The organism is Rossellomorea vietnamensis NBRC 101237, from assembly GCF_001591825.1.
Lineage (GTDB): Bacteria > Bacillota > Bacilli > Bacillales > Bacillaceae_B > Rossellomorea > Rossellomorea vietnamensis.
The window spans coordinates 1-22,490 of sequence record NZ_BCVQ01000035.1 but is presented as its reverse complement, the minus strand read 5'-3'; the positions used below and the strand labels follow the sequence as shown (position 1 = coordinate 22,490).

Below are 22,490 nucleotides of genomic sequence, written 5' to 3'. Positions count from 1 at the left end.
CCTTCTCACATCCTCACTACACAAGTTTGCGTAATCCTGCTCTCCACTTTAATGTGTAGGTTGTTAATAGCACTAAAAAAACAGGGTAGAATATCATATTGGTAATCATTTGCACGCCTGCTATCGCCGCGTATGAAGAAGTAATATTTAAAATAAGCCCATTTAGAACAATTCCTACGACCATCTCTATGATTCCCCATAGTAATAGAAGCAGAATAATCTTAATGAACTTCTTTTTAAACAATAGACCTGCTTCTTTAATAGACTTCCATACCGATTTGTTGTCTACTATTGCAATGATTGGAGCCGTGATGAACACAGCCATAATCACAATCCCCGGAATAATAAAAAATGCAAAACCTATTATTGATAGAATGCTAATCAGGCAAGCAAAGAGAAAAATAGGAAAGCCCTTTACTACAAAAGTATATAAAGCGTTTTGCAGAGAATTCTCCCTGCCTTCTAATTCGTTGAACGTATATTTCACAAACGGAATTTGAGCGTAAATAAAAAATAGAATGGTAAATAGAGCATAATAAATATCCGCTACAGAATAGATCGTCCCTACATTGGGAGTAACTGCATAGATATAATTTGTAATAAGAGAATGCAATAACAATAACGGTAATTGCACACATAGAATGATTACTAAAATCTTTTCAAACCTTTCCCCTATAAATGAGAAAGTGTGTCTTATTGGTTTATCCATATTATCTCACCTCAGGGTTTTGGGTAGCGTAGATCTTTTTTATAGCGGTTCAATTTTTCAAATCCATTTTTATAATATGTCTTCTTTATTTCATCAATATCGTGATTTTCTGTCAGAATATCTGCTTTTCTATCTTGTTCAAACTCTTTTAATGATTGTTCAACTTCTTTCTTACCTTTTAAAAACTCCTCTAAAAAATCTTTATTTTCTTTTGAAAGTTTTCCGAATATATTTGTTTTCTTCATCTCATTCAACATTCGTTTTAAGTCCTCGAAGTTTTCTAGTAATGTTTTAGATTGGAAATATTGGACTCTATCAACGTGTATGAGAATTTCAATTAAATTTTCATAATCTTGATCTGTTATAATATTTTCTTTTAATATACGATGGTCGTAATCATTCGAGAAATCAATAACTCTTTTCTTTAAATCTTCCTGAAGATTACCATACTCCAATAAAACATCTTTCCCTTTTGCCAATATATTATTATCATTACTTAATAAATAATCATTGATTATATTTATCGGTTTAAAGAAAAAATCTGTACTTAATTGGCCTCTTTTTTCTCCAATCGCGAAATAATTGTTTGCATATGCTGTGTAAAGAACAAGTGTCTCAAACGCTTTAAGAGCATCTTTTTTTATAGAATCCTCTTCTGAAATAACTGAGTACCCCTTAACTTTATTATTTCTTTTATAGATTGATAAATAATAATACGTTTCATCAACCATGTAACCAAATGGGTTAATGAGGACACTTTCGAAGATTTTTTTATGTTTATTTGCTTTAGGTATGAGAATTTCTGTATTCATTTTAACCAACCTTCCAAAACCTTTATTATTTACTTAAAGGAGTAAGAGGAATTCCTCTTACTCCTTTACATCCTAACTAAACCAGCCCTTAACCTTACTTATACCTTTTCCTATCGCTTTCGCTGTGTTTTTCACAGGATGTTTAGCAAATTTCTTAATCCCACTCCAATTATCCGCAACAAGCTTGGTTACTTTCGACGCTCCCCAAATTGCTGCACCTCCTACAACCATAACGGCTCCAGCAGCTTGACCACCTGGAAATGCAGCAGTCACTACTCCAGCATTCATCAATAATTCTCCAAGATTACCAGTGGCTTCAGCAACTGCAGAAGTTTTCACATTCCCTGCAACATCCGAATTGAGTACATCATATGCTTTAGCCCCATTGAATCCTAATTCAAAAGCAGAGTATCCCGCTCCTACAGCAGCTGCTACTGCATTTAATTTAGAAATGGAACCCATCATTTTAAGCCCTTGTATACCAGAACTTGTTCCACCTGTGGCTGTTATTGTCCCCCTTAAACCATCAGCTGTATCAGACAGATTTGAAGCTGCTTTAATTAATCTATAATCATGAGCAGCATCAACAGCATCAATAGTTTTTAGAACAGAATCGTGAGTGTCTGATAACCCAGCTACCCATTTATTATCACCAAGACCTACTTTTACTCCGTTAAGAAGTATTGAGGAAAAAAAACTACCATTCGGTCTGTAACTATTGGGATTTTCCATGAAATCGCCAATCATATTCACCTGGCCACCAACGACATCATTACCCAAATATTTAAATACTTCATAACCCATCGGAAGTTTAATATCCATGGGATCACCAGTAAATGAGCTAGCCGTTTCCCCTCCACGAGGATTTGTGGGGTCCCCTTCAAATGATCGGCCAATTGTGCCATTTCCATCAAAAGGATTTCCGTTCGTATCATAGCCTACAAATGGGTTTCCATTCGTTCGATTACCGTTAAAAGGACTACCGCTTGTACCATTCCCAACAAATGGATTCCCGTCTGTTCCATTACCCTGAAACCCGTTTGGCGTCCAACCGTTCATTACCCAAGGATCCATATACCAGGGCGCGTTAGACCAATCAAACCCTTCCCAGGATTGTCCATTCGTTCCTTGGCCATTTGTTCCCTGACCTTCAGTACCGTTACCTTCCCAATCATTTCCCTGTGTTGACTTACCTTCCCAGGGATTCCCTTCCCACTTGAATTGCTGAGGGTCCCAAGGGCTTCCTTCCCACGAATCACCTGTCCATGGATTCCCGTTCCAAGGCTTAATGGTAGCACTTGCGTATATAGGCAAGGAAAATGATTGGAAAAGAACGATGAGTAGAGCCAAAAGTACAAAAACCTTTTTGGTCAGTCTTTCTATCATCGTTCCATTTCCTTTCTATGTGTAAGGTTTTATGCTTTACTCATCGATGTATGATTTCTAATTGGTATTCGTGTTGTATTTTTCGTTGATTTCTTTTTTCAAATCATCAATATTTTCATCTCTGCTCATTTCAAGATCTTCTTTTATTTTCTTTTCGGACTCATCAACTAATTCTTTTGCCTTATTTTTTCTTTCCATAAGTTCTTTCTTTTGTTCATTAGTAATCACACCTTCTAAAGAAAGATCAGCAATAATCCCGTATAAATTATTATTTTGGATGTCTGCCATTAATGAATAATCATTTGTATAGCTTAGGATGTCAAAGTTTGCATCTACTTTTTTGGCATCAGCATCATTGAGTGAATCATCTTTCCAATCTTCCCAACTCTCTAAAACATCCTTTGCACGATCAAATTCTTCTTCTAATTGCTTAGCATTAGTCACTGTTGTATAAATACCGTTTGTGTTATCAGCAAGAGATTTCAACTGCTTTTGGGCAGCGCCATCCACATTAAATCCGATGACATTGACAATTGGTTTAATATTAGAGTCCGCAAAGGTTTTAGCAAATTCAACAGGATTTCCGTCACAAGTCTCGATCCCATCACTAACAAGATAAATAAGATTCGTATTATCCTTTGAATCATATTTACTGAAAGATTCTTTGGATGCTTTTAATGCCCCTTCAATAGGAGTCCAGCCACTCGGCTCAAAACTGTTTAATGCTTTATCAAATTGCTCTTTATTATACTTATCAAAACCATATACTTGTTCCACACTGGAGCAGCTCATTTTTTTGTCTTGATCCGAGCCAGATCCTTTATGGCCATAGACCCTTAGGGATACATTGGCTTCTTCTGGAACGGTTGACAGGAAGTCCTTAATGGCTTGTTTTGCAAGGTCCATTTGAGTTTTACCTTCCACATCATTCTTCATGCTCCCACTTGAATCCAATATTATTTCAATATTGTAATTGTCTTTAAATTGGTATCTTTCATCGGTAGTATTGGGTGTACCTGACATGCTGTATTCCCACTTTTTCACAAGGTCTTGAGGGTCAGGGAAATCAACCGCAGCTAAAGAATATAGATACTTAAAATATTGATCGTACTCTTCCTCACTCGGATCCTCACTTAGTGACGGAGCACTTTTTACCTCTTTAAACAAGGTAGGTTCAAATTCTTCACTCCTAATGGGTTCTCCAACAAATTTTCCTGGTACTTGGCTAATTATTTCTGTTGCAGAATTAGGTATTTCAGGTATACTACTGTAAAAACTTTCAGCCTCTTCTTCGTTATTCTCTTTCTTCGATGTCTTTTTTTCCTTGTTATCCTTTTGCTCTACTTTACTTTGGCTGGAAGGTTTCTCATTCTGCTTCTCGCTATTACACCCTGATAATACAACTGCTAACGCGAGCAGAATAAAGAGGTGCTTTCTCATGCATATCCCCCTTGATGAAAATCACTATTTTTTTGGATATTCATTGAAATTCTTATGCTTGGTGGTTAACCTTATTTCCCCATTCCAATTGAAGAGGAATTAATTCCCTCCTATTGAATCAATCATCCCTTCAATTTTTTCAACTACAGCGTTCCCAATCTTTGTGTCATCCGCAAACGCCTGTGAAATAACCCCAACCAAAATAACAATGACTGCTGCAATCCCAATCCACTCCAACGTTTGAGATCCTCTTTCGTTGCGGATCATTCCATCCAATTTAAATGAGCATTTTGTGTAAAGTTCTGTTAGTTTTTTCATGATTAATTTCCTCCATTTTAAAAGTTATTAAATAGTTTAATGATGCTGTTCTCCCCGTATATTAAATTCAGTAACATCAGCCCGGCAATCATAAGTATGGATACCGGCGCCACTACGAATGTGGTGACGAGTGTTACTTTCGGGGAAGCTTTTGCTGCGAGTTCTTTTACTTGTTCTTCTCTGAACTGTCTCATGTCTTCCGCTTGGACTTTGAATGTCGTGGCGATTGGGACACCGAGCTTCAATCCCTGCATCAGTGCCTTGATGAGACTTTGGAATTCAGGGTTATCGTTTCTTTCCAGTAAATTGCGATAGGCGGTTTCTCTTTGTACCCCCAGGTCGATTTCATGATTGAATCGTGAGAACTCTTCCCTGAGAGGACCGTCAAAGAACCGTATCACCTCCCTTAAAGCTTGGTCTAAGCTGACACCTGCCTGCAGGCTGGTGCTGATGGTATCTAAAAAATCGGGTAAATCATGCCTCAATGCTTCTTGTCGCTTTTTTGCCTGATTTCTCACCAGGACGATCGGCAGGAAATAGCCAATCACCGGATTGAGAATCAATGCATATTGAGAGAATGGTAGACCGATCACTAGGGATAGGACCCCTGAAATAAACCCGATTAATAGTAAAACAATTTTCATTCCCTGAAATCTTTCAACGGTTAATCCGTATCTATTACCGGATTTTCGCAGCCAGTCTTTGACATCGTGATTTTCACTGAAGAAATTGATTCGTTGTCCAAGATCTGAGAATTCATCTGCATATTTGGTTAACTTTTGAACCATGCTGGTTTTGTTTTTCTTTTTTGACTTCTTTTCAAAAGCACTTACTTCCGTCATATCTGATATATGTTCAAGTAACATACGCTTTTCTTTCAGGTAGACTGAATAATGGCGTATCGCTATGACAAACGTGATCCAGAAAACAATGATTGATAAAATAATTATGGCATCCATAGGCTACACCTTGATATTCGTTATTTTTCTGATTAGGAAGAAAGAGAGTACGATTCCTGAAAGAAAGAGGACCAGGATGATCATGCCCGGAACTGTTCTCAAAGAATCGGTAAATCCTTCAATGATATTGTTCATCATCAACACGATAAAGATCGGCATGGCTGGAACAAGGATGGAAATATACCGTTGTTCGGAGGTCATCGTTTTTATGGTTTGATTCAACACTTTACGGTCTTCCAGGGTGTTGGACATAGAGTCCAGTGTTGTCGCCAAGTTTCCTCCCGTTTTCTTCTGAATGAGGATGGTCGCGATGAACAGTTGAAACTCCCTGGATTTATTTCGCTGCTGGATGGACCTTAATGCCACTTCAAGAGGTACTCCGAGTTTGAGTTCATTCGCTAGCCTCTTAAACTCTTCTCCCGCTGGAGCACTTACCTCACGCGCCACCATTTCAATTCCTTGATTGATTGTGAGTCCCGACCTGGCACCGTTACCGAGTAATCGGCAGATGTCGGCAAGCTGACTGTTGAAACGTTCTTCATACTTATTCTTTCTTAAGTAGAATAATAGAAAGTGGGAAGCGAGAAGAATTCCAGGAATCAGTATGAAAACTAGATTCAAAGGCAATTTAAAAATATTGAATAACAGGACTAGGAGCACTAAGGCACCTAATATATGAACCCCTAAATATTCAGATGGGAGGAGGGCGATATTTGAGCTTTGCAGCTTTAGCGCCAACGGCTTTGCCGTCTCAGATTGATCAAACTTATCTCCTACCACACTGATGGAGCTCTTTCGCTTTTGCTCCGGGTACCACGTACTGACCTTCTGCTTCCATTCTTTCTTCTGATTCCGGTAGCCCAGAAGGAAGTATAGTCCCCAGAGCAGGAAGAGGACAGCTAAACTATAAAGAATAGATACCGTCATTAGCGGCATGGGTTACTCCCTCCTTCGGCTCAAACAGGCTGTCATCAATTTCAACACCATGGATCTTCAGACGGTTCAAGCATCTCGGGCGAATACCTGTTGGGACGAATTCTCCTACGACTTCACCATTTTTACCAATTCCGGTTCTTTCAAATATGAAAATATCCTGTACTTCGATTTTATTATGATCATTTACATATACTTCTGAGATGTTCATGATTTTCCTTGATCCATCAGATAATCTTTCCGCTTGTACGATGAAATCGAGTGCTCCCACAATGTATTCCCGGATGATATGGGTTGGGAGATCCATCCCGGCCATTACGACCATTCCTTCTACACGGCTGATCGCATCTGAAGGGGAGTTGGCGTGGACGGTCGTAATCGATCCTTCATGACCAGTATTCATCGCTTGTAACATATCGAATGCCTCTGAACCCCTGACCTCTCCTACAATGATTCGGTCGGGACGCATACGGAGGGCATTCTTCACTAATTGACGGATTGTGACCTCTCCTGAACCCTCAACGTTTGAAGGTCTTGCTTCCATACCGACCACACTAGACCGATTCAAGCGTAACTCAGCAGAATCCTCTATGGTTATCACGCGTTCCTTTAAAGGAATGGACTTGGCCATGGCGTTTAATAGGGTTGTCTTCCCGCTCCCGGTTCCTCCGGAGACAAGGATATTCATTTTTGCCTGGACAATTGCCTCAAGGAAGAATGCCATCTCATTCGTAAAGGTGTTGTAGTTCATGAGGTCTTCCATTTCAAATGGCGTTTTCTTGAATTTCCGGATAGAGATAAGAGTCCCATTCAAACTAATCGGTGGAATGACGGCATTTACACGGCTTCCATCCGGTAAGCGGGCATCGACCATTGGAGAGCTTTCATCAATTCGTCTTCCGAGTGGAGCAACAACACGGTCAATAATGTGTCGTACATGCTCTTCGTCTTTAAATGTGATGTTCGACTTCTGTAGTTGGCCATTTTTTTCTATAAATACCTCTGATGGGCCATTCACCAGGATTTCGGTGATGGTTTCGTCCTTTAGCAATGCTTCCAGTGGACCGAATCCTACACTTTCATCGATTAAGCGGGAGAGCATCGATTCTTTTTCATGACTTGGAATAACAACCTTTTCTTCCGCCATGAATTGATTAATGAGCCTTTCAATCGACAGCCTTCTCTCACCATCTCGTAAACTCGTCAATTCATCTAAATTGGTTTCAGTCAATAATCTTGCTTTATAGTGTTCAATCAGCTCATCTATATAAGGATTGGATGAGCTTGATGGTACCTTCTCTTCATATTCATACTTCTTATCCGCTTTTCTTTCGGGGTTTCGTTGAAAGAGTGACATCGTTCCACCTCCCTCTGTTCAAATGTTTATTTCAACATAGAAGTAACCCACTTCTGAATATCCTTAGCAGGTGCTACTAATTTCTTCTCTTTGATTTCTTTTCGTAATGGCTGTCCCTGGTTAATGGCGGCCTGGACTCCTTTAATATCACGCCTGATTTCAGCAGAAACAGGAAGGTCCACAAATCGCTCCAGATCCTTTTTCGTCAACTCATTTTCCCTGCCTGCAAGATTCACTATCAGCTCCATGTTCTCCAAAGTTTGAGGTCCGAGTCGCTTTAAAAGATCCTCTACATGTTTCAGAACTCGAATCGCTGGGGTATCCAGGGTCATGACGTAATAGATTCGATCTGCTTCCTCTAGTGCCGTGTAAGTTTTCACATCAAGGCTTGAAGGTAGGTCTATGATGATAAAGTCATAACATCGTTTGCAGGCTCTCAATAACCTGATAACAAAATCTTCATCTATCTTTTCTGCCATTTCTGCATCCCTGGGGCTGACTAACACTTCGAGTTTTGAAAATGGCTCACTTTCAGAAATATTCTTAATGTGATGTTCGTTCAATTCATTGATAACCGGCTGCAAATCAATCAGCGATCGATTACTTTCAATTCCCAGGTACGTTTCCGAACCGCCGTACTGCAAATTAAAGTCTATGTGAATGACCTGTGCAGTCGATTCAAGCTTTAGGGTTTGAGCAAAGGCGGTGCTTAAGAGTGTTTTTCCCACTCCGCCCTTTCCGCTGTAAAAAGAAAAGATCTGGCCCTTTCCCCGCTTATAGGTCCCTGAAGAAACAGCCGTTTCGGATCGTGATTGGTACTGTTGTAAAATATGGCTGACCCGTTCTCCGAGTGATTTCTCTTCGTCGGGTAAAATGATGAAATCCTCAGCGCCTGCTCTTGTCATTTCTCTAAGTAGCTCAAAATCTTGTTTAGTATGTACATATAGAGCCGAGGCGTTAGGAAAATCCCGATAGAGTTCTTTAATCATAGATTCCGTTGTACTGTTTTCTCCTGTATAAAAGATCACTACACCAGGCTCATATTTTCTTAATTCTGTAGCCCAGGAATCTTCAGGAATCTGAATCACTTCATAAGTGGTATTCAAGCCTTCTATTAAATGTTGACTTAACTCATTCTCTTCTCCAATGAGGAAGATCTGATATTCCTTACTCATAAGGTCCCTCCGTTATCTATATCACTCACTATTGTTGTTTAGGTTTCTCTTCAGGCTTTGAAGGTTTCTGCTCTTCTTTAGGTTTTTGTTCTTCTTTTGGGTTCTCTTCTTTTTTAGGATCTTCTGCTGGTTTCTTTTGTTCTGCCGGTTTCGCTTCAGCAGGAGGATTTTCCTTTTCTGTTTCTGCAGCATTTTCATTTGCTTTTTGCTTACCGACATTTGCTTTAATAACCCTTAAGCTGTCTGCGTAATTCTGCATATGAATCAATTCAGGTGCCTTGTCGATAGACACTTCCAATTGTACACCTTTGAATTTATTATCCTTCTTTGCCGTCCTTGCAACCTTCACGTCTTTCATGAATATGGTCGTCTCTTCTTTCCCATTAAAACGATGAGAAACAATGATATCCACCCGATCCAGTGCTTCCAATGGTTCATCAAAGAAAACCCGCTCATTTTGCATTAGTGTGATCAGTCGATTATTTTCATCCACAACAGAGGAAGCTTCCTTCAGGATATTCTTTGTGATGACATCTCCTTCAGATAAGGGGACGACAGAGACTTTATTCACTAGGTCATCTACATTTGTAATATGGTAGCTTTTTAAGAACTTTTTTGGGATTTCATCGGTCATCACATTCTCTGGCGTAATGAGAGAGCGTGATGAAATCTCTTTGCTCGCTACATAGATCTTGACGCTTGTTCCCAAGTTTGTATTCAATGCTTGTACTTTCTTAAGAACAAGAAATCCCGCCGTAACGGCTAATAACACGGATAAAACTATAAAAATAATCGCTTTTCTCTTTGACTCAAGCATCCTTTGCGTTCCTTCCTTTCACTCGACAGATGGCATTTTTTTAACCATCCAAAGCTGATGTCTTTGATTTCTATTTGGTTTATCAGTTTAAGAAAAAACGTCCCTCCACTTCTAGTTGTATCTACGAACCAAAAGACAAAACAATGTCACATTCCCCCAAAATGATCCCTTAGTATGAGTTTTGAAGAAAATGGAATAAATTCTATCCTTATTTACCACGAATCTCATGTTTAAAAACTTTTAAATGTAAAATCCTAATACTTTTTTTCTATATTATAATTATCATTGGTAACCGGGAACGTCAATCCGACAAAGTCTTTGTCGAAATTTGTCTGTTATTATTGGACTATTTTATAAATTTTCCCAAAGGTAAAAATAGGTATTTTGTATAACTACTAAAGATTCACTTCAGGTTTTTCAACAGAGGTTTTGAAATTTATAGTGGTAATTATTAGGTGTTTTATTACAAGTATTAAAATTGATAGGTAATTGGAATCATTTGTGAATGAAGTGTGAATGAATCAAGGAAACATTATGTTGAGCAAATTTTCCAAATGTTGATTATTACATCCTTTAATTTAAAAAGCCACCCGGCCTCGCCGGATGGCTTTTTCATATTCTTATAGTTCGTTCACCAGCTTTCCAAGCAATTCTTCCTTACTCATAACAGCCTCTCCCCCACCTTGAACAAACGACTCTTTCCCGCCGCCTTTTCCATTTATGAGTGGGAATACTTTTTGTCCGACTTCTCTTAAGTTAATCGTCGGGAGCGGTCCCTTAGCCGTTACAAGCTGAAGCTTTTGATCATTCTGCACCACCAGCATCACAATCGCATCTTCTCTCTTAGAAATGATGTACTGTGCAATCTTCTGAAGTTCCTGGATCGGCCTGTCATTATAAGCTTTTTGGATAAGAGTATAGTCATCATTCTGGACTCCAATTAACCCTTCTGCTTCATATGTAAGCAGAACCTCTTTCAATCCTTCCAGTGCTTTCTCCTGTTCTTTCTGTTTGGAAATCAGTTGCACCGCCGTGGATACCATAGTCTCTTCCGGTACCTGCAGGACACTTGTAAGCTCTTTCAGGAGGCCGTGCTTCCGGTGCAGTTGATGGAGGACCCTGTCACCACAGATAAACTGCAGGCGGATATGGCCCTTGTGTTTTTCCCAATCAAGGATCTTGATGGCTCCGACTTCGCTCGTGGAACGTGGGTGGGTTCCGCCGCAACCGTTATAGTCGAAGTCCGGGATGATGACAAGACGGATCTCACCTGTGACGGAAGGTTGCTTTCGTAGCGGATAGTCGGACAGGTCCGCTTCCTTCACCCACTTCGTCTCGATCGGACGAGCTTCCCTTATGATCCGGTTGGCCAGTTCCTCTGCTTTCGAAGCATCTGAGTTGCTGATGTCACTGACGTTTATGTCGATGGTGAGGAACTCTTTTCCGAGATGAAAGCTGATCGTCTCATATTGGAGTGCTTCTGCAAATGCGGCAGACAGGATATGCTGACCGGCGTGCTGCTGCATATGATCGAATCGGCGTTGCCAATCGATCTGTCCTTCGACAACTTCTGAAATATCCTCAAACGGTTCTTCTATGTAATGACGGATCTCTCCGTTCACCTCTTCAACATTGATAATTCTCTTATCCTTAAGCGTTCCTGTATCGTAGGGCTGGCCGCCGCCTGTCGGGTAGAAAGCCGTCTCTTCTAATACGACGTACCAGCCTGACTCATCCTGCTTCTGCTCCTGAATAGATGTGTGGAATTCTCTCATATAGGCATTTTGATAGTATTGTTTAACTGTCATCGGTAACCCTCTTTCTGAACTGTTCTACACATACTTTATCATAAGAAGGATGGATGGAACCACGTCAGTCCCTTGGCTTCTTCTCGATCGATATCGGTACAGTCCCAACTTGGTCCCATGGAATCTCCCATCGTCTTTCAAATTCTTCTTTTGCCCGCTCGTCCCCTTCAATGACCCGTTCTACCAGCGTCCTGAGATCCATCGTTGTATAGTCCATGTTATCACCTGCTTTACTTTAGTTAGAAAGTAGAAGTCATTTGGAGCATTCGTAATTCGTAACAATACGAATGTTGTATTATCATACTTTTTACCTATATGGTGATTTTGTAAACTCTTTAACTCTCTTAGGACGTAAAAAAAAGTGGTCACTCCATAAGGAATGACCACTTTTATCTGGATAGCTCCAAGGATGAGGGATGATGATTACATCATGCCGCCCATTCCACCCATGCCGCCCATGCCGCTCATATCCGGCATGCCGCCGCCTTCTTCAGGAATGTCCGCTACTACTGCTTCAGTAGTTAGGAACATTGCTGCAACAGACGCTGCGTTTTGAAGCGCAGAACGAGTTACTTTGGTTGGATCTACGATACCTTTTTCAATCATGTTGACCCACTCACCAGTAGCTGCGTTGAATCCGACACCTACTTCTTCCTTCTTCAGACGTTCTACGATGATAGAACCTTCGAGTCCAGCGTTGTGAGCGATTTGACGGATCGGCTCTTCAAGAGCACGCAGCACGATGTTGATACCAGTTGCTACATCGGCATCCGCTTCGATTGATGCTACTTTGTTGTATACGTTCACGAGTGCTGTACCACCACCGGATACGATACCTTCTTCTACTGCTGCACGAGTAGAGTTCAGGGCGTCTTCGATGCGTAGTTTACGTTCTTTAAGCTCAGTTTCAGTTGCAGCTCCAACTTTAACTACTGCTACTCCACCTGCAAGCTTAGCAAGGCGCTCTTGTAATTTTTCTTTATCGAACTCAGAAGTGGACTCTTCTAATTGAGCACGGATTTGGTTTACGCGAGCTGCGATTTTTTCTGGATCTCCAGAACCTTCTACGACAGTCGTGTTTTCTTTCGTTACGACTACTTTCGCCGCGCGGCCAAGTTGAGTGATGTTGGCAGATTTAAGGTCTAAGCCTAGATCTTCTGTGATCACTTCTCCACCAGTTAGCACCGCTAAGTCTTCAAGCATTGCTTTACGACGGTCACCGAAGCCAGGAGCTTTAACGGCTACAGCGTTGAATGTTCCGCGAAGTTTGTTCACAACAAGTGTTGCAAGAGCTTCACCTTCAACATCTTCAGCTACCATTAATAGTGGTTTACCTTGTTGTACAACTTGCTCAAGAACAGGAAGTACTTCCTGGATGTTACCGATTTTCTTGTCAGTGATCAGGATGTATGGATTTTCTAAGACAGCTTCCATTTTATCTGAATCAGTGACCATGTATGGAGATGCATATCCGCGGTCGAACTGCATTCCTTCTACTACGTCAAGTTCCGTAGTGAATCCTTTAGATTCTTCGATTGTGATAACGCCGTCGTTTCCAACGCGCTCCATTGCTTCTGCAATCAGTTGACCGACTTCTTCGTCAGCTGCTGAGATGGCCGCAACTTGAGCGATTGAATCTTTGCCTTCGATCGGCTTTGAGATCACTTTTAATTCTTCGATAGCAGCTTGAACCGCTTTTTCGATACCTTTGCGAACGCCAACAGGGTTAGCACCAGCTGTAACGTTTTTAAGACCTTCACGGATCATCGCTTGAGCAAGGACCGTTGCAGTCGTTGTACCGTCACCGGCAATTTCGTTTGTTTTGCTTGCTACTTCAGCAACCAGTTTCGCACCCATGTTTTCGAATGCATCTTCAAGTTCGATTTCTTTCGCAATGGTTACACCGTCATTTGTGATAAGTGGTGAACCGAATTTCTTCTCAAGTACCACGTTACGTCCTTTTGGTCCAAGAGTTACTTTTACTGCATTTGCTAATTGATCGACACCGCGAAGCATGGAACGGCGTGCTTCTTCGCTGAATTTAATATCTTTAGCCATTATAAAGTCCTCCTCTTATTTAAATAATGTATGGTTTACTATTACGGAATTTAAATTATTCGCCAACTACAGCCAGAATATCGCTATCGCGAAGGATCAGGTATTCTGTGCCTTGGTATTTCACTTCTGTACCAGCGTATTTAGAGAAAATGATCCGATCGCCGACAGCTACCTCAAGAGCAACGCGCTCACCGTTGTCAAGAATGCGACCAGTACCTACAGCCATCACTTTACCTTCTTGTGGCTTTTCCTTTGCGGAATCCGGTAGCACAATACCGCTTGCTGTTTTTTCTTCTGACTCAACTAGCTCGATAACGACGCGATCACCTAGTGGTTTTAACAAGTGAAACAACCTCCTTGAATTATGTAAATGATATTTATTAGCACTCGCTCACTGTGAGTGCTAACACAACTATTATATTAATTAATTCGTTTTCATTTTGCAAGAGTCCTGCCTAAAATTTTTTTCGTCATATTTCTCTTTTTTTCACACCCTCCTATCCTATGCCCTTCTTTCGCCATATATTCCAGGATGAAAGAAACCCTTAGATTTGAACAGTTCCGCATTTCTTAGTAGAATTGTACAGGAGTAACATGACCGTTATCTTACAGGTGCTAAAGGAGATCAAACGTTGAAAAAACATTTCGGATTTATTTTAATTGCCTATATCGTCATGCAGCTTTCAAGCATTGTCGGGGTACCCCTTTTATATAAGATCGGTGTCGACGTCCTCGGTAAGCCCGATGAGACGGTACGGGGCCTTGTCCCCGGATATTGGCTTGTCATCAGCTTTACGCTGACCCTTCTCATTGTGGGAGGCATCTTAAGGAAAAGCGAAACAAGCACCCGGCTTGAACGGAGTGCTCCCATGGGCGCCGGCCGTTCGATTGTTTGGGCGGTGCTCGGGATCTTCATGGCATTCATCGCTCAATCGGTTGCGATACAAGTCGAATATGCGCTGGGAATTCAAATGGGTTCTGAAAACACTCAAATGATCATCGGGATCATTGAGAAGGTTCCATTATCCATGCTGGTCGCGGCCATCATCGGACCCATTCTGGAAGAGATTGTATTCAGGAAGATCATTTTCGGCGTTCTGTATGAGAAGATGCATTTCTTCTTTGCCGCTCTCATCAGTTCGGTCATCTTCGCTCTTGCCCATTTCGAGCCGGAGCATGTGATCCTGTATTCAGCAATGGGATTCACCTTTGCCTTTCTTTATGTAAAAACGAAACGGATCCTTGTGCCAATATTTGCTCACGTGGCCATGAATACAACGGTCGTTCTAATGCAATCTATCTATAAGGACGATATCGAAAAAATGATGAATGAAGCTGAAAAAATACAAGGATTTATTGGAGGATTATTTCTATGAGGAGATCACCATTATTCTCGGGAGTGATCTATCTCCTTCTCGGTGTGCTCTTCACATACTTTGCTGTACAAAATGTACAGAATGATGAAGGTTGGGGATTTTTCACGTATATGCTGATCTTTCTTGCAACCCTGGACTTCGGTTCCGGGTTACGGATGGTCATGCTGCATTTCAAAATCAAAAAACAAATAAAGCACAAAAAATAAGGATTGATCAAATGATCAATCCTTATTTTTGTCTTCAAACTGTTCCATTTCAAGCTTCTGCTCCGCTTCCAACACTTTTTTGTATCCGATCTTGGAGATCCAGATGCTGACTTCATATAGTATGAAGAGCGGTACCGTCACCATTAGATGGGACACAATATCGGGAGGCGTGATAAGGGCCGCGATGACCAATAAGATAAAGTAGGCAGCTTTCCTCATCTTCCCCATCATCATCGGCGTGATGATTCCTAACCGTGTAAGAAAAAGCATGGCTACGGGTAACTGAAAAAGAAAACCGAAAGGAATCGTGATCTGGAATAAGAAATGAAAATATTCGTTTATCCCTATCACTTGTTCTATATTTAGGTTCGTTGATAAACCCATCATGAATTTCACGATATATGGAAACAAAATAAAATAAGAAAATGACAATCCACCTAAGAAAAGAATAAGGGAAACTGGAATGTAACTCAGCGTCACTTTTCGTTCTCTTTCATATAAACCAGGGCTCACAAAAGACCAGACTTGAAAGAGAATGATAGGGGATGTCATGATCAAAGCAATGAACATGATCATTTCCATATAGATCTTGAGAGGATCTGTGATACGAAAGGCGTTCATGGTTAATTCTTTCGCTTCATCGGCATGCTGCAAGTACCTGATCAGCGGTTCTGCAAGAAAGAAGCTTACAACAACTGCTAACAAGAAGAAAACGACTACAAACATGAGTCGTTTTTGCAATTCTCCTATATGTTCATAAACTGTCATGTCTCTTTGACTCATGGCGTTCATCCTACTCTACTTAGCACTATTATTTTTTTCGTCTTCATCATCTGCTAAGCCTTTTGTTGCATTTTTAAATTCACGCAATGTATTTCCTGCCGCTTTTCCTAATTCCGGAAGTTTCTTAGGACCAAAAATAAGTAAAGCAACGACTGCTATTAATACGAGGCTACCTGGACCTGGCATAATGAGACACCTCCTCTTTTACCATTCTATCATAACGCAAATATGAAGAATTTTCTATTCTGTTATGATTCCATCTTGTGACATTTCCGTGTCATCCTCCGAGTAATGCTTCAAGAAGTATACGAGTGACTGAAGCTCCACCGCCAAGTCGATATGATGGACGCGGATATGGTCGGGCACCGTCAATCTCGCAGGGGTGAAATTCAGTATCCCCTTTATATTCGAAGAAACCAATCGGTCTGTGATATTCTGAGCAGAAGATGCCGGCACCGTCAGAATCGCTACTTCAATATCATGCCCCACAAGCTTCTCTTCTAAATCATCTAAATGAAAAACGGGTACGTCGCTGATTTGAGTCCCGACCTTCTTTTCATCCACCTCAAAAGCCATTTCGATCTTCGTATTATTATTCTTGATGAAATTATAATGAAGAAACGCCGTACCGAGATTCCCCACCCCGATCAGCACAACCTTCGTAAGGGCATCCTGATCCAGTGTCTTACGGAAGAAGGATAACAGATAATTGACATTATAACCGTATCCCTTTTTACCCAATGCACCAAAATAAGAAAAGTCCCTGCGGATCGTAGCAGAATCAACTTTCACCGCTTCACTTAATTCCTTCGATGAAACCCTCTGCTTACCTGATGAGTACAGATTCTTGATAAATCGATAATATAGCGGAAGGCGCTTGGCCGTTGCCTGTGGAATTTTCGTTGTATCCTGGTTCATATTGTATTCCTCCACATCTATTCAAAACCTCTGATACCGCTTCCAAAATAGAAAGCATACAGATTTAATAAACTCTCCTACCCATCATACACTATATTTTATCCTAAGTGTACGAAGATTAATAGGTGTTTTATTGCCGTTCCCCTCTCAAATACGGTACACTAGCACTATGAAATAGAGGTGAAACGTCATGATTCTTTTACAAGTGAATCAATTAACAAAAAACTTCGGTGCAGATAATATCCTATCAAATATTAAACTTGAAATACAGACTAGAGATCGCGTTGCCCTTGTCGGCCGTAATGGTGCAGGGAAGTCGACTCTTCTAAAAATAATAGCAGGACACCTTTCCTACGATTCCGGGGAGATCACCAAGCCGAAAGGCGTCTCCATCGGGTATCTTGCCCAAAATACGGGTCTCGAATCGGATCTTTCCATCTGGTCTGAGATGCTGACTGTCTTTGAGGAATTGAAACAGCAGGAAAAAAAATTGCGATTATTGGAGCAGCAAATGGCCGATCCCTCGGTATATGAACAAGAGGAGGTCTATCAACGGGTATTGAAGGAATACGATCAACTCCAGGTTCTCTTCAAGGACTCCGGCGGCTATCAGTATGAAGCGGATATCCGTTCCGTCCTTCACGGATTGAACTTTGCCGATTTTGATTACGAAACCAAGATATCCACACTGAGCGGTGGTCAGAAAACACGTCTTGCCCTTGGTAAGCTTCTTCTGACCAAGCCTGACATCCTTATCCTGGATGAGCCGACCAACCACTTGGATATTGAAACTTTATCATGGCTTGAAACGTATCTTCAAAGCTATGAAGGAGCAGTCCTGATCGTTTCCCATGATCGCTACTTTTTAGACAGTGTCGTCAATCAAGTGTATGAAATTTCCCGGAACAGGAGTAAGAAATACCCCGGGAACTACAGCAGATATCTTGAACAAAAAGCAGAAGACTATGAGAAAGATCTCAAAATGTTCGAGCGTCAACAGCAGGAAGTCGCAAAGCTCGAAGACTTCATCCAACGGAATATCGCAAGGGCGTCTACCACGAAAATGGCACAGAGCCGGCGAAAGAAGCTGGAGCGCATGGATCGGATGGATCGACCACTCGGCGATGAGAAGTCTGCCAGCTTCGCGTTTCAAATTGACCGGCCAAGCGGGAATGACGTCCTGCACGTCCAGGACCTTACCATTGGCTACGGGAAAAACGAGACGATTTCCTCCCATATCGATTTCTCTGTCAAAAAAGGGGACAGTATCGCCCTGGTCGGACCGAACGGAATCGGGAAATCGACGCTTTTAAAAACATTGGTGAATAAACTTCAGCCACTGGACGGCACATTTAAATTCGGATCCAATGTTTCCATCAGTTACTATGACCAGGAACAAGCCGAACTATCATCGAACAAGACCGTATTAAATGAACTGTGGGACGAATACCCGATGAAGATGGAGAAAGAAATCCGGACGGTCCTCGGTAACTTCCTCTTTTCAGGGGAAGATGTCCTAAAGCCCGTTTCTACCCTAAGCGGTGGAGAAAAAGCACGGTTAGCCCTCTCCAAGCTGATGATGGAAAAAGGAAACGTCCTGATCCTGGATGAGCCGACGAACCATCTTGACTTGGATAGCAAAGAAGTGTTGGAAAATGCCCTGATTGATTATCCCGGAACCATCCTCTTTGTGTCACACGACCGGTATTTCATCAACCGAATTGCCACAAAGGTCGTTGAACTATCCAAGAAAGGCTCGACGGAGTATCTTGGCGATTACGATTACTATGTAGAAAAATTACAGCAGCAGGAAGAATTGGCGGCTCTTGAACGCACAGAACAGGGTGAACAATTACAAGAGCCCACTCAAAAACGATCTCACAAGATTGATAAAGAAGCGAAAAAGCTCGAACGTCAGCGAAAGCGCAGAGTCGAAGAAATCGAAGGCCTCATGGAAGTACTTGAAACAAACATACAGGAAAAAGAAGACCTCCTCTGCGATCCTGACATCTTTCAAGATCACGAGAGAGTACAGGAGATTAATGAATCACTCACAAAAGCGAAAGAAGAGCTTGATTCTTTACTGGAAGAGTGGACAGAACTGGAAGAACTTCTGCAAGAAGAGCAGTAATCCACAGGATTGGGGATAACGATCACTCCCCAATCCTTTCTTATTCCACATTATTATCCACAGTCAAAACACTTATAAAACGTTATTCACAAGAGTTTTCCACACTATCCACAAAAACAACCCAAGTTATCCACAGTAGTTACCATTATTTAGGTTATGAATTACGTATGTTTTTCACAACGTATACACACTAAATGAGTAGTTATTAACAATTTGTCCACAACCTGTTGATAAAACGTATGTTCGTTCCTTTAATTTCTCTTTCCCCCTGATCCATTCTAAGCATTACTCACAGGATATCAACAAACAGTAAAAAAAAGCTTGAACGATGTTTCGTTCAAGCTTTCCCTTTTAGAAATTCTCGATATCTAGTCCTGGATGAGCGTTCATATCCATGCTTCCCCTTTTTCCTTGTTGGAATAACACCGTTCCTGCTGCTGCAATCATAGCGGCATTATCTGTACAAAGGGATAGGGGAGGGATGACCAATTCCGCTTCCATTCCTTCAAATGCTTCTTGAAGGGCAGCACGCAAGCCTTTATTGGCCGCAACTCCGCCAGCAAGTAAGACTTGCTCCACTCCATACTCCCTTACAGCCTTAACCGTTTTCGTTACTAACACGTCAACGACACTTGCTTGAAAGCTCGCGGCCAAATCCTCTGGATGAATAGTCATGCCCTTTTGTTTGGCATTGTGAAGCGTGTTGATGACCGCTGACTTCAAACCACTGAAGCTGAAATCATAGGATCCTTCTTCCAGCCATGCACGTGGCAGATCAAGACTTGCTTCCCCAACATGTGCCAGCTTGTCAATATGAGGACCACCTGGATATGGAAGGCCCAATGTCCGCGCTACCTTGTCGTACGCTTCCCCGGCAGCATCATCGCGTGTTTCTCCGATGACCTCAAAGGACCCGTGATCTTTCATGAGTACAAGCTCCGTATGTCCTCCGGAAACAACCAGGGAAAGGAGAGGGAACCTCATCTCTTTCACTAAGCGATTCGCATAGATATGCCCTGCAATGTGATGGACTCCCACCAACGGTTTATCGTGGGCAAAAGCGAGAGCCTTGGCCGCGTTGACACCGATTAATAGTGCTCCTACCAACCCTGGTCCTTCCGTCACAGCGACACAATCTATATCCTCCATCGTCATCCCTGCTTGATCAAGGGCTTCCTCCAGTACATACGTTACCTGCTCCACATGATGACGCGATGCAATTTCAGGGACCACTCCACCAAATCGCTTATGACTTTCAATTTGAGACGAAACAATATTCGTCACAATCTCTGTTCCATTACGTATAATCGCCACAGCTGTCTCATCACAGCTTGTTTCAATTCCCAATACTACTATATCTTTTTTCATAAATTCACCCACATTACTAAAGCATCCTCTTGATTGTCCGAGTAGTACCTCTTACGAATCCCGCCGTCTTTGAAACCGAGCTTACGATATAAGTGCTGCGCAGGCATGTTTGAAACCCTGACTTCGAGTGTCATTACGCGAGCGCCAAATTCAATCGCTATATCCATGATCTTGCGCATAAGACCTTCCCCCAAACCACGTCCCCGGTAATCTGGTAGTACGGCTACATTTGTGATATGGGCCTCATCCACGACCAGCCACACGCCGCAGTAACCCGCAAGCTTCTCTCCATCTTCTGCAACGAGGTAGGTGGACAGGTGGTTATGCTCAATTTCATTCAAGAAAGCGTCCCGGCTCCAAGGAATGCTAAAAGATTGATTTTCAATTTCCATTACCTCGTTTAAATCATCGACTGTCATAAATCGTATATCCATTTTGTAACGATCCTTTATCATCTATTCAGATTTATTTTGGGCCTCCAGCCACTTCACTTCTGCTTCCGCCATCCGTATATAGTTGGGAAGCACTTCATGTGCCGTCATCTCTTTTAAACCCAGTCCAATATAAGCCAGTTCAGAAGGGCGGGGATTATGACTGACAAATGGTGCAATTCTCGCTTGATCTCCAAGTACTTCCTTAATCATACCCTTATGGATGGAGACATCATTCCCGACAAATAACAACTCTTTATCTAACTCTTTTAACTTTGTCGCCCATTCATCGAGCATGATGTTGCGGTCCTCTTCCACACAAACTAATCGATCTCCCTCAAATTCATAGAGTCCTGTGTATACCTGCCCTCTTCTGGCATCAAACAGCGGAACGATAAACCCTTGAAAATATCGTCCGGATGAAGCCAAAGTAGCAAGGCTCGATACAGGGACAAGAGGGATATTCAATGACCATGCCAGAGTCTTGGCCAATGTGACCCCGATTCTTACGCCCGTATAGGAACCGGGACCATTCGCAACAACAATCTTCGTTAATTCCTTTGCCTCTACCCCACAGTCTTTTAATAACTGTTCGACAGCCGGCATGGCTCTCACAGAGTGGTTCTTTTTCATATACGTGATGTATTCCCCAATTACTTTATCCACTTCAATCAGGGCAACCCCAAACGGATAATTGGAGGTATCTATCGATAATATCGTCATAAAACAATCTCCTTACACAATTCACTATAACGATTTCCATGCGGCTTCAACACAATCCTTCTCTTGGAGTCGCCTTCCCGGTAAATCGACAAGCTTAATAATTCTTTTGGAAGCTGATCCTTTATTAAGTGAGCCCACTCAATGACGGTCACACCTTCTCCTTCAAAATATTCATCAAATCCCAAATCTTCAAAGGAATCGTCCAGCCTGTATACATCCATATGATAAAGAGGCAGGCGCCCCTTATATTCTTTAATGATGGTAAAAGTAGGACTGTTCACGGTTTTAGTGACACCAAGACCCTTGGCAAGTCCTTTCGTAAACGTTGTCTTCCCTGCCCCAAGATCACCTTCCAGCGTCAACACAGCACCAGGCTTTAATAATCCTGCAAGCTTTTCTGCAAATTGGCCTGTTTCCTCCGGACTGTTCGTCATAATCTCAAACTGATTCATGTTAATCTCCTCAATCATCATTTAGAGTATAAAAAAACCTTAGGATTGTTTGTTACCCTAAGGGAGAATGTATATATGTAGTTTACCCTTTTTGGGGTATGAGAGTAAAGGTTCTGAAAATAGACAATAAAAAAAACGAAACAACGTTTCGTTTGAATGAACAAAAATGGCGGTCCGGACGGGACTCGAACCCGCGACCTCCTGCGTGACAGGCAGGCATTCTAACCAACTGAACTACCGGACCAAAGTTTTTTGACGAAAGTCAAAATAACTATCCATACGTGACTCATCGCGAATTATCAATATCCTAATTCATAAATAAATCAAAAA

General features: G+C 41.6%; 24 protein-coding genes and 1 tRNA gene. 3 read left to right on the top strand and 22 right to left on the bottom strand.

Annotated elements, in window-relative coordinates:
• Positions 1 to 16 precede the first annotated feature (16 nt).
• The 14 genes from BVI01S_RS15970 to groES form a co-directional block, all read right to left on the bottom strand.
• Entirely contained in the window at positions 17 to 709 is a 693-nt protein-coding gene (locus tag BVI01S_RS15970) for a hypothetical protein (RefSeq protein ID WP_061810890.1), read from the bottom strand.
• Between the two features lie 11 nt (positions 710 to 720).
• Positions 721 to 1,521: a hypothetical protein gene (locus BVI01S_RS15965; protein WP_061810889.1), complete on the bottom strand. Its 801-nt coding sequence runs from the start codon at positions 1,519 to 1,521 to the stop codon at positions 721 to 723.
• 72 nt (positions 1,522 to 1,593) lie between these two features.
• Entirely contained in the window at positions 1,594 to 2,907 is a 1,314-nt protein-coding gene (locus BVI01S_RS15960; protein WP_061810888.1) for a hypothetical protein, read from the bottom strand.
• 57 nt (positions 2,908 to 2,964) lie between these two features.
• Positions 2,965 to 4,347 (bottom strand): VWA domain-containing protein, encoded by a 1,383-nt coding sequence (locus tag BVI01S_RS15955; RefSeq protein WP_061810887.1) that lies wholly within the window; start codon positions 4,345 to 4,347, stop codon positions 2,965 to 2,967.
• 99 nt (positions 4,348 to 4,446) lie between these two features.
• Positions 4,447 to 4,665, bottom strand: coding sequence for a hypothetical protein (locus tag BVI01S_RS15950; RefSeq protein WP_061810886.1), 219 nt, complete (start codon positions 4,663 to 4,665; stop codon positions 4,447 to 4,449).
• A 17-nt stretch (positions 4,666 to 4,682) separates the two neighbouring features.
• Positions 4,683 to 5,624 carry a type II secretion system F family protein gene (locus tag BVI01S_RS15945; protein WP_061810885.1) on the bottom strand — a complete coding sequence of 314 codons (942 nt, stop codon included), beginning with the start codon at positions 5,622 to 5,624 and terminating at the stop codon, positions 4,683 to 4,685.
• 3 nt (positions 5,625 to 5,627) lie between these two features.
• A complete protein-coding gene (locus BVI01S_RS15940) occupies positions 5,628 to 6,560 on the bottom strand; it encodes a type II secretion system F family protein (protein WP_244886948.1) in 933 nt (310 codons plus the stop codon).
• Positions 6,529 to 7,914 carry a TadA family conjugal transfer-associated ATPase gene (locus tag BVI01S_RS15935; protein ID WP_061810884.1) on the bottom strand — a complete coding sequence of 462 codons (1,386 nt, stop codon included), beginning with the start codon at positions 7,912 to 7,914 and terminating at the stop codon, positions 6,529 to 6,531. Before BVI01S_RS15935 ends, BVI01S_RS15940 begins: the two co-directional genes overlap by 32 nt.
• A 26-nt stretch (positions 7,915 to 7,940) precedes the next feature.
• Complete coding sequence (locus tag BVI01S_RS15930; protein ID WP_061810883.1) at positions 7,941 to 9,089, bottom strand: CpaE/TadZ family protein; 1,149 nt, start codon at positions 9,087 to 9,089, stop codon at positions 7,941 to 7,943.
• A 28-nt stretch (positions 9,090 to 9,117) separates the two neighbouring features.
• Positions 9,118 to 9,906 carry a flagella basal body P-ring formation protein FlgA gene (cpaB, locus tag BVI01S_RS15925; protein ID WP_061810882.1) on the bottom strand — a complete coding sequence of 263 codons (789 nt, stop codon included), beginning with the start codon at positions 9,904 to 9,906 and terminating at the stop codon, positions 9,118 to 9,120.
• Positions 9,907 to 10,526: 620 nt separating this feature from the next.
• The gene (locus BVI01S_RS15920) at positions 10,527 to 11,714 is read right to left on the bottom strand and encodes an alanyl-tRNA editing protein (RefSeq protein ID WP_061810881.1); all 1,188 of its coding nucleotides are present in this window, start codon (positions 11,712 to 11,714) and stop codon (positions 10,527 to 10,529) included.
• Between the two features lie 64 nt (positions 11,715 to 11,778).
• On the bottom strand, positions 11,779 to 11,931 hold the full coding sequence (locus BVI01S_RS22605) for a hypothetical protein (RefSeq protein ID WP_156030238.1): 153 nt from the start codon (positions 11,929 to 11,931) through the stop codon (positions 11,779 to 11,781).
• Positions 11,932 to 12,137: 206 nt separating this feature from the next.
• Positions 12,138 to 13,772 (bottom strand): chaperonin GroEL, encoded by a 1,635-nt coding sequence (gene groL / locus BVI01S_RS15915; RefSeq protein WP_034766062.1) that lies wholly within the window; start codon positions 13,770 to 13,772, stop codon positions 12,138 to 12,140.
• 55 nt (positions 13,773 to 13,827) lie between these two features.
• On the bottom strand, positions 13,828 to 14,115 hold the full coding sequence (gene groES / locus BVI01S_RS15910; RefSeq protein WP_034766060.1) for a co-chaperone GroES: 288 nt from the start codon (positions 14,113 to 14,115) through the stop codon (positions 13,828 to 13,830).
• A 289-nt stretch (positions 14,116 to 14,404) separates the two neighbouring features.
• Here groES and BVI01S_RS15905 point away from each other — a divergent pair, with 289 nt between their 5' ends.
• Together BVI01S_RS15905 and BVI01S_RS15900 are read left to right on the top strand one after the other, a co-directional pair.
• A complete protein-coding gene (locus tag BVI01S_RS15905; protein ID WP_061810880.1) occupies positions 14,405 to 15,148 on the top strand; it encodes a CPBP family intramembrane glutamic endopeptidase in 744 nt (247 codons plus the stop codon).
• A complete protein-coding gene (locus BVI01S_RS15900) occupies positions 15,145 to 15,354 on the top strand; it encodes a YdiK family protein (RefSeq protein ID WP_034766057.1) in 210 nt (69 codons plus the stop codon). The genes BVI01S_RS15905 and BVI01S_RS15900 overlap by 4 nt, the downstream gene beginning before the upstream one ends.
• Before the next feature lie 15 nt (positions 15,355 to 15,369).
• Here the strand turns inward: BVI01S_RS15900 and tatC are convergent, their stop codons facing one another.
• Genes tatC through BVI01S_RS15885 form a run of 3 tightly spaced genes read right to left on the bottom strand, consistent with a single transcriptional unit; the run spans position 15,370 to position 17,055 of the window.
• A complete protein-coding gene (tatC, locus tag BVI01S_RS15895) occupies positions 15,370 to 16,137 on the bottom strand; it encodes a twin-arginine translocase subunit TatC (RefSeq protein WP_061810879.1) in 768 nt (255 codons plus the stop codon).
• Positions 16,138 to 16,152: 15 nt separating this feature from the next.
• Complete coding sequence (locus tag BVI01S_RS15890; RefSeq protein WP_034766054.1) at positions 16,153 to 16,323, bottom strand: twin-arginine translocase TatA/TatE family subunit; 171 nt, start codon at positions 16,321 to 16,323, stop codon at positions 16,153 to 16,155.
• 54 nt (positions 16,324 to 16,377) lie between these two features.
• Positions 16,378 to 17,055 carry a redox-sensing transcriptional repressor Rex gene (locus BVI01S_RS15885; protein ID WP_034766052.1) on the bottom strand — a complete coding sequence of 226 codons (678 nt, stop codon included), beginning with the start codon at positions 17,053 to 17,055 and terminating at the stop codon, positions 16,378 to 16,380.
• Between the two features lie 190 nt (positions 17,056 to 17,245).
• Here BVI01S_RS15885 and BVI01S_RS15880 point away from each other — a divergent pair, with 190 nt between their 5' ends.
• Positions 17,246 to 19,186 (top strand): ABC-F family ATP-binding cassette domain-containing protein, encoded by a 1,941-nt coding sequence (locus BVI01S_RS15880; RefSeq protein ID WP_034766050.1) that lies wholly within the window; start codon positions 17,246 to 17,248, stop codon positions 19,184 to 19,186.
• Between the two features lie 351 nt (positions 19,187 to 19,537).
• Here the strand turns inward: BVI01S_RS15880 and tsaD are convergent, their stop codons facing one another.
• The 5 genes from tsaD to BVI01S_RS15855 all read right to left on the bottom strand — a co-directional run bounded on the left by tsaD (position 19,538) and on the right by BVI01S_RS15855 (position 22,404).
• Positions 19,538 to 20,554, bottom strand: a complete 1,017-nt coding sequence (gene tsaD / locus BVI01S_RS15875) for a tRNA (adenosine(37)-N6)-threonylcarbamoyltransferase complex transferase subunit TsaD (protein ID WP_034766087.1) — start codon at positions 20,552 to 20,554, stop codon at positions 19,538 to 19,540.
• Entirely contained in the window at positions 20,551 to 20,988 is a 438-nt protein-coding gene (gene rimI / locus BVI01S_RS15870) for a ribosomal protein S18-alanine N-acetyltransferase (RefSeq protein ID WP_034766086.1), read from the bottom strand. Before rimI ends, tsaD begins: the two co-directional genes overlap by 4 nt.
• 21 nt (positions 20,989 to 21,009) lie before the next feature.
• Complete coding sequence (gene tsaB, locus BVI01S_RS15865) at positions 21,010 to 21,708, bottom strand: tRNA (adenosine(37)-N6)-threonylcarbamoyltransferase complex dimerization subunit type 1 TsaB (protein WP_034766046.1); 699 nt, start codon at positions 21,706 to 21,708, stop codon at positions 21,010 to 21,012.
• Entirely contained in the window at positions 21,705 to 22,160 is a 456-nt protein-coding gene (gene tsaE / locus BVI01S_RS15860) for a tRNA (adenosine(37)-N6)-threonylcarbamoyltransferase complex ATPase subunit type 1 TsaE (protein WP_034766040.1), read from the bottom strand. Before tsaE ends, tsaB begins: the two co-directional genes overlap by 4 nt.
• A gap of 167 nt (positions 22,161 to 22,327) precedes the next feature.
• Positions 22,328 to 22,404 (bottom strand) — tRNA-Asp (locus BVI01S_RS15855).
• Between the last annotated feature and the right edge of the window lie 86 nt (positions 22,405 to 22,490).

Coding starts and splice junctions, on each gene's coding strand:
- BVI01S_RS15970 (WP_061810890.1), bottom strand. CDS start 709: ATGGATAAACCAATAAGACACACTTTCTCATTTATAGGGGAAAGGTTT.
- tatC (WP_061810879.1), bottom strand. CDS start 16,137: ATGAGTCAAAGAGACATGACAGTTTATGAACATATAGGAGAATTGCAA.
- BVI01S_RS15945 (WP_061810885.1), bottom strand. CDS start 5,624: ATGGATGCCATAATTATTTTATCAATCATTGTTTTCTGGATCACGTTT.
- groL (WP_034766062.1), bottom strand. CDS start 13,772: ATGGCTAAAGATATTAAATTCAGCGAAGAAGCACGCCGTTCCATGCTT.
- BVI01S_RS15880 (WP_034766050.1), top strand. CDS start 17,246: ATGATTCTTTTACAAGTGAATCAATTAACAAAAAACTTCGGTGCAGAT.
- tsaD (WP_034766087.1), bottom strand. CDS start 20,554: ATGAAAAAAGATATAGTAGTATTGGGAATTGAAACAAGCTGTGATGAG.
- BVI01S_RS15965 (WP_061810889.1), bottom strand. CDS start 1,521: ATGAATACAGAAATTCTCATACCTAAAGCAAATAAACATAAAAAAATC.
- BVI01S_RS15960 (WP_061810888.1), bottom strand. CDS start 2,907: ATGATAGAAAGACTGACCAAAAAGGTTTTTGTACTTTTGGCTCTACTC.
- BVI01S_RS15935 (WP_061810884.1), bottom strand. CDS start 7,914: ATGTCACTCTTTCAACGAAACCCCGAAAGAAAAGCGGATAAGAAGTAT.
- BVI01S_RS22605 (WP_156030238.1), bottom strand. CDS start 11,931: ATGGACTATACAACGATGGATCTCAGGACGCTGGTAGAACGGGTCATT.
- cpaB (WP_061810882.1), bottom strand. CDS start 9,906: ATGCTTGAGTCAAAGAGAAAAGCGATTATTTTTATAGTTTTATCCGTG.
- tsaE (WP_034766040.1), bottom strand. CDS start 22,160: ATGAATCAGTTTGAGATTATGACGAACAGTCCGGAGGAAACAGGCCAA.
- BVI01S_RS15920 (WP_061810881.1), bottom strand. CDS start 11,714: ATGACAGTTAAACAATACTATCAAAATGCCTATATGAGAGAATTCCAC.
- BVI01S_RS15930 (WP_061810883.1), bottom strand. CDS start 9,089: ATGAGTAAGGAATATCAGATCTTCCTCATTGGAGAAGAGAATGAGTTA.
- BVI01S_RS15940 (WP_244886948.1), bottom strand. CDS start 6,560: ATGCCGCTAATGACGGTATCTATTCTTTATAGTTTAGCTGTCCTCTTC.
- BVI01S_RS15950 (WP_061810886.1), bottom strand. CDS start 4,665: ATGAAAAAACTAACAGAACTTTACACAAAATGCTCATTTAAATTGGAT.
- BVI01S_RS15885 (WP_034766052.1), bottom strand. CDS start 17,055: ATGAACCAGGATACAACGAAAATTCCACAGGCAACGGCCAAGCGCCTT.
- BVI01S_RS15890 (WP_034766054.1), bottom strand. CDS start 16,323: ATGCCAGGTCCAGGTAGCCTCGTATTAATAGCAGTCGTTGCTTTACTT.
- BVI01S_RS15900 (WP_034766057.1), top strand. CDS start 15,145: ATGAGGAGATCACCATTATTCTCGGGAGTGATCTATCTCCTTCTCGGT.
- BVI01S_RS15955 (WP_061810887.1), bottom strand. CDS start 4,347: ATGAGAAAGCACCTCTTTATTCTGCTCGCGTTAGCAGTTGTATTATCA.
- tsaB (WP_034766046.1), bottom strand. CDS start 21,708: ATGACGATATTATCGATAGATACCTCCAATTATCCGTTTGGGGTTGCC.
- rimI (WP_034766086.1), bottom strand. CDS start 20,988: ATGGATATACGATTTATGACAGTCGATGATTTAAACGAGGTAATGGAA.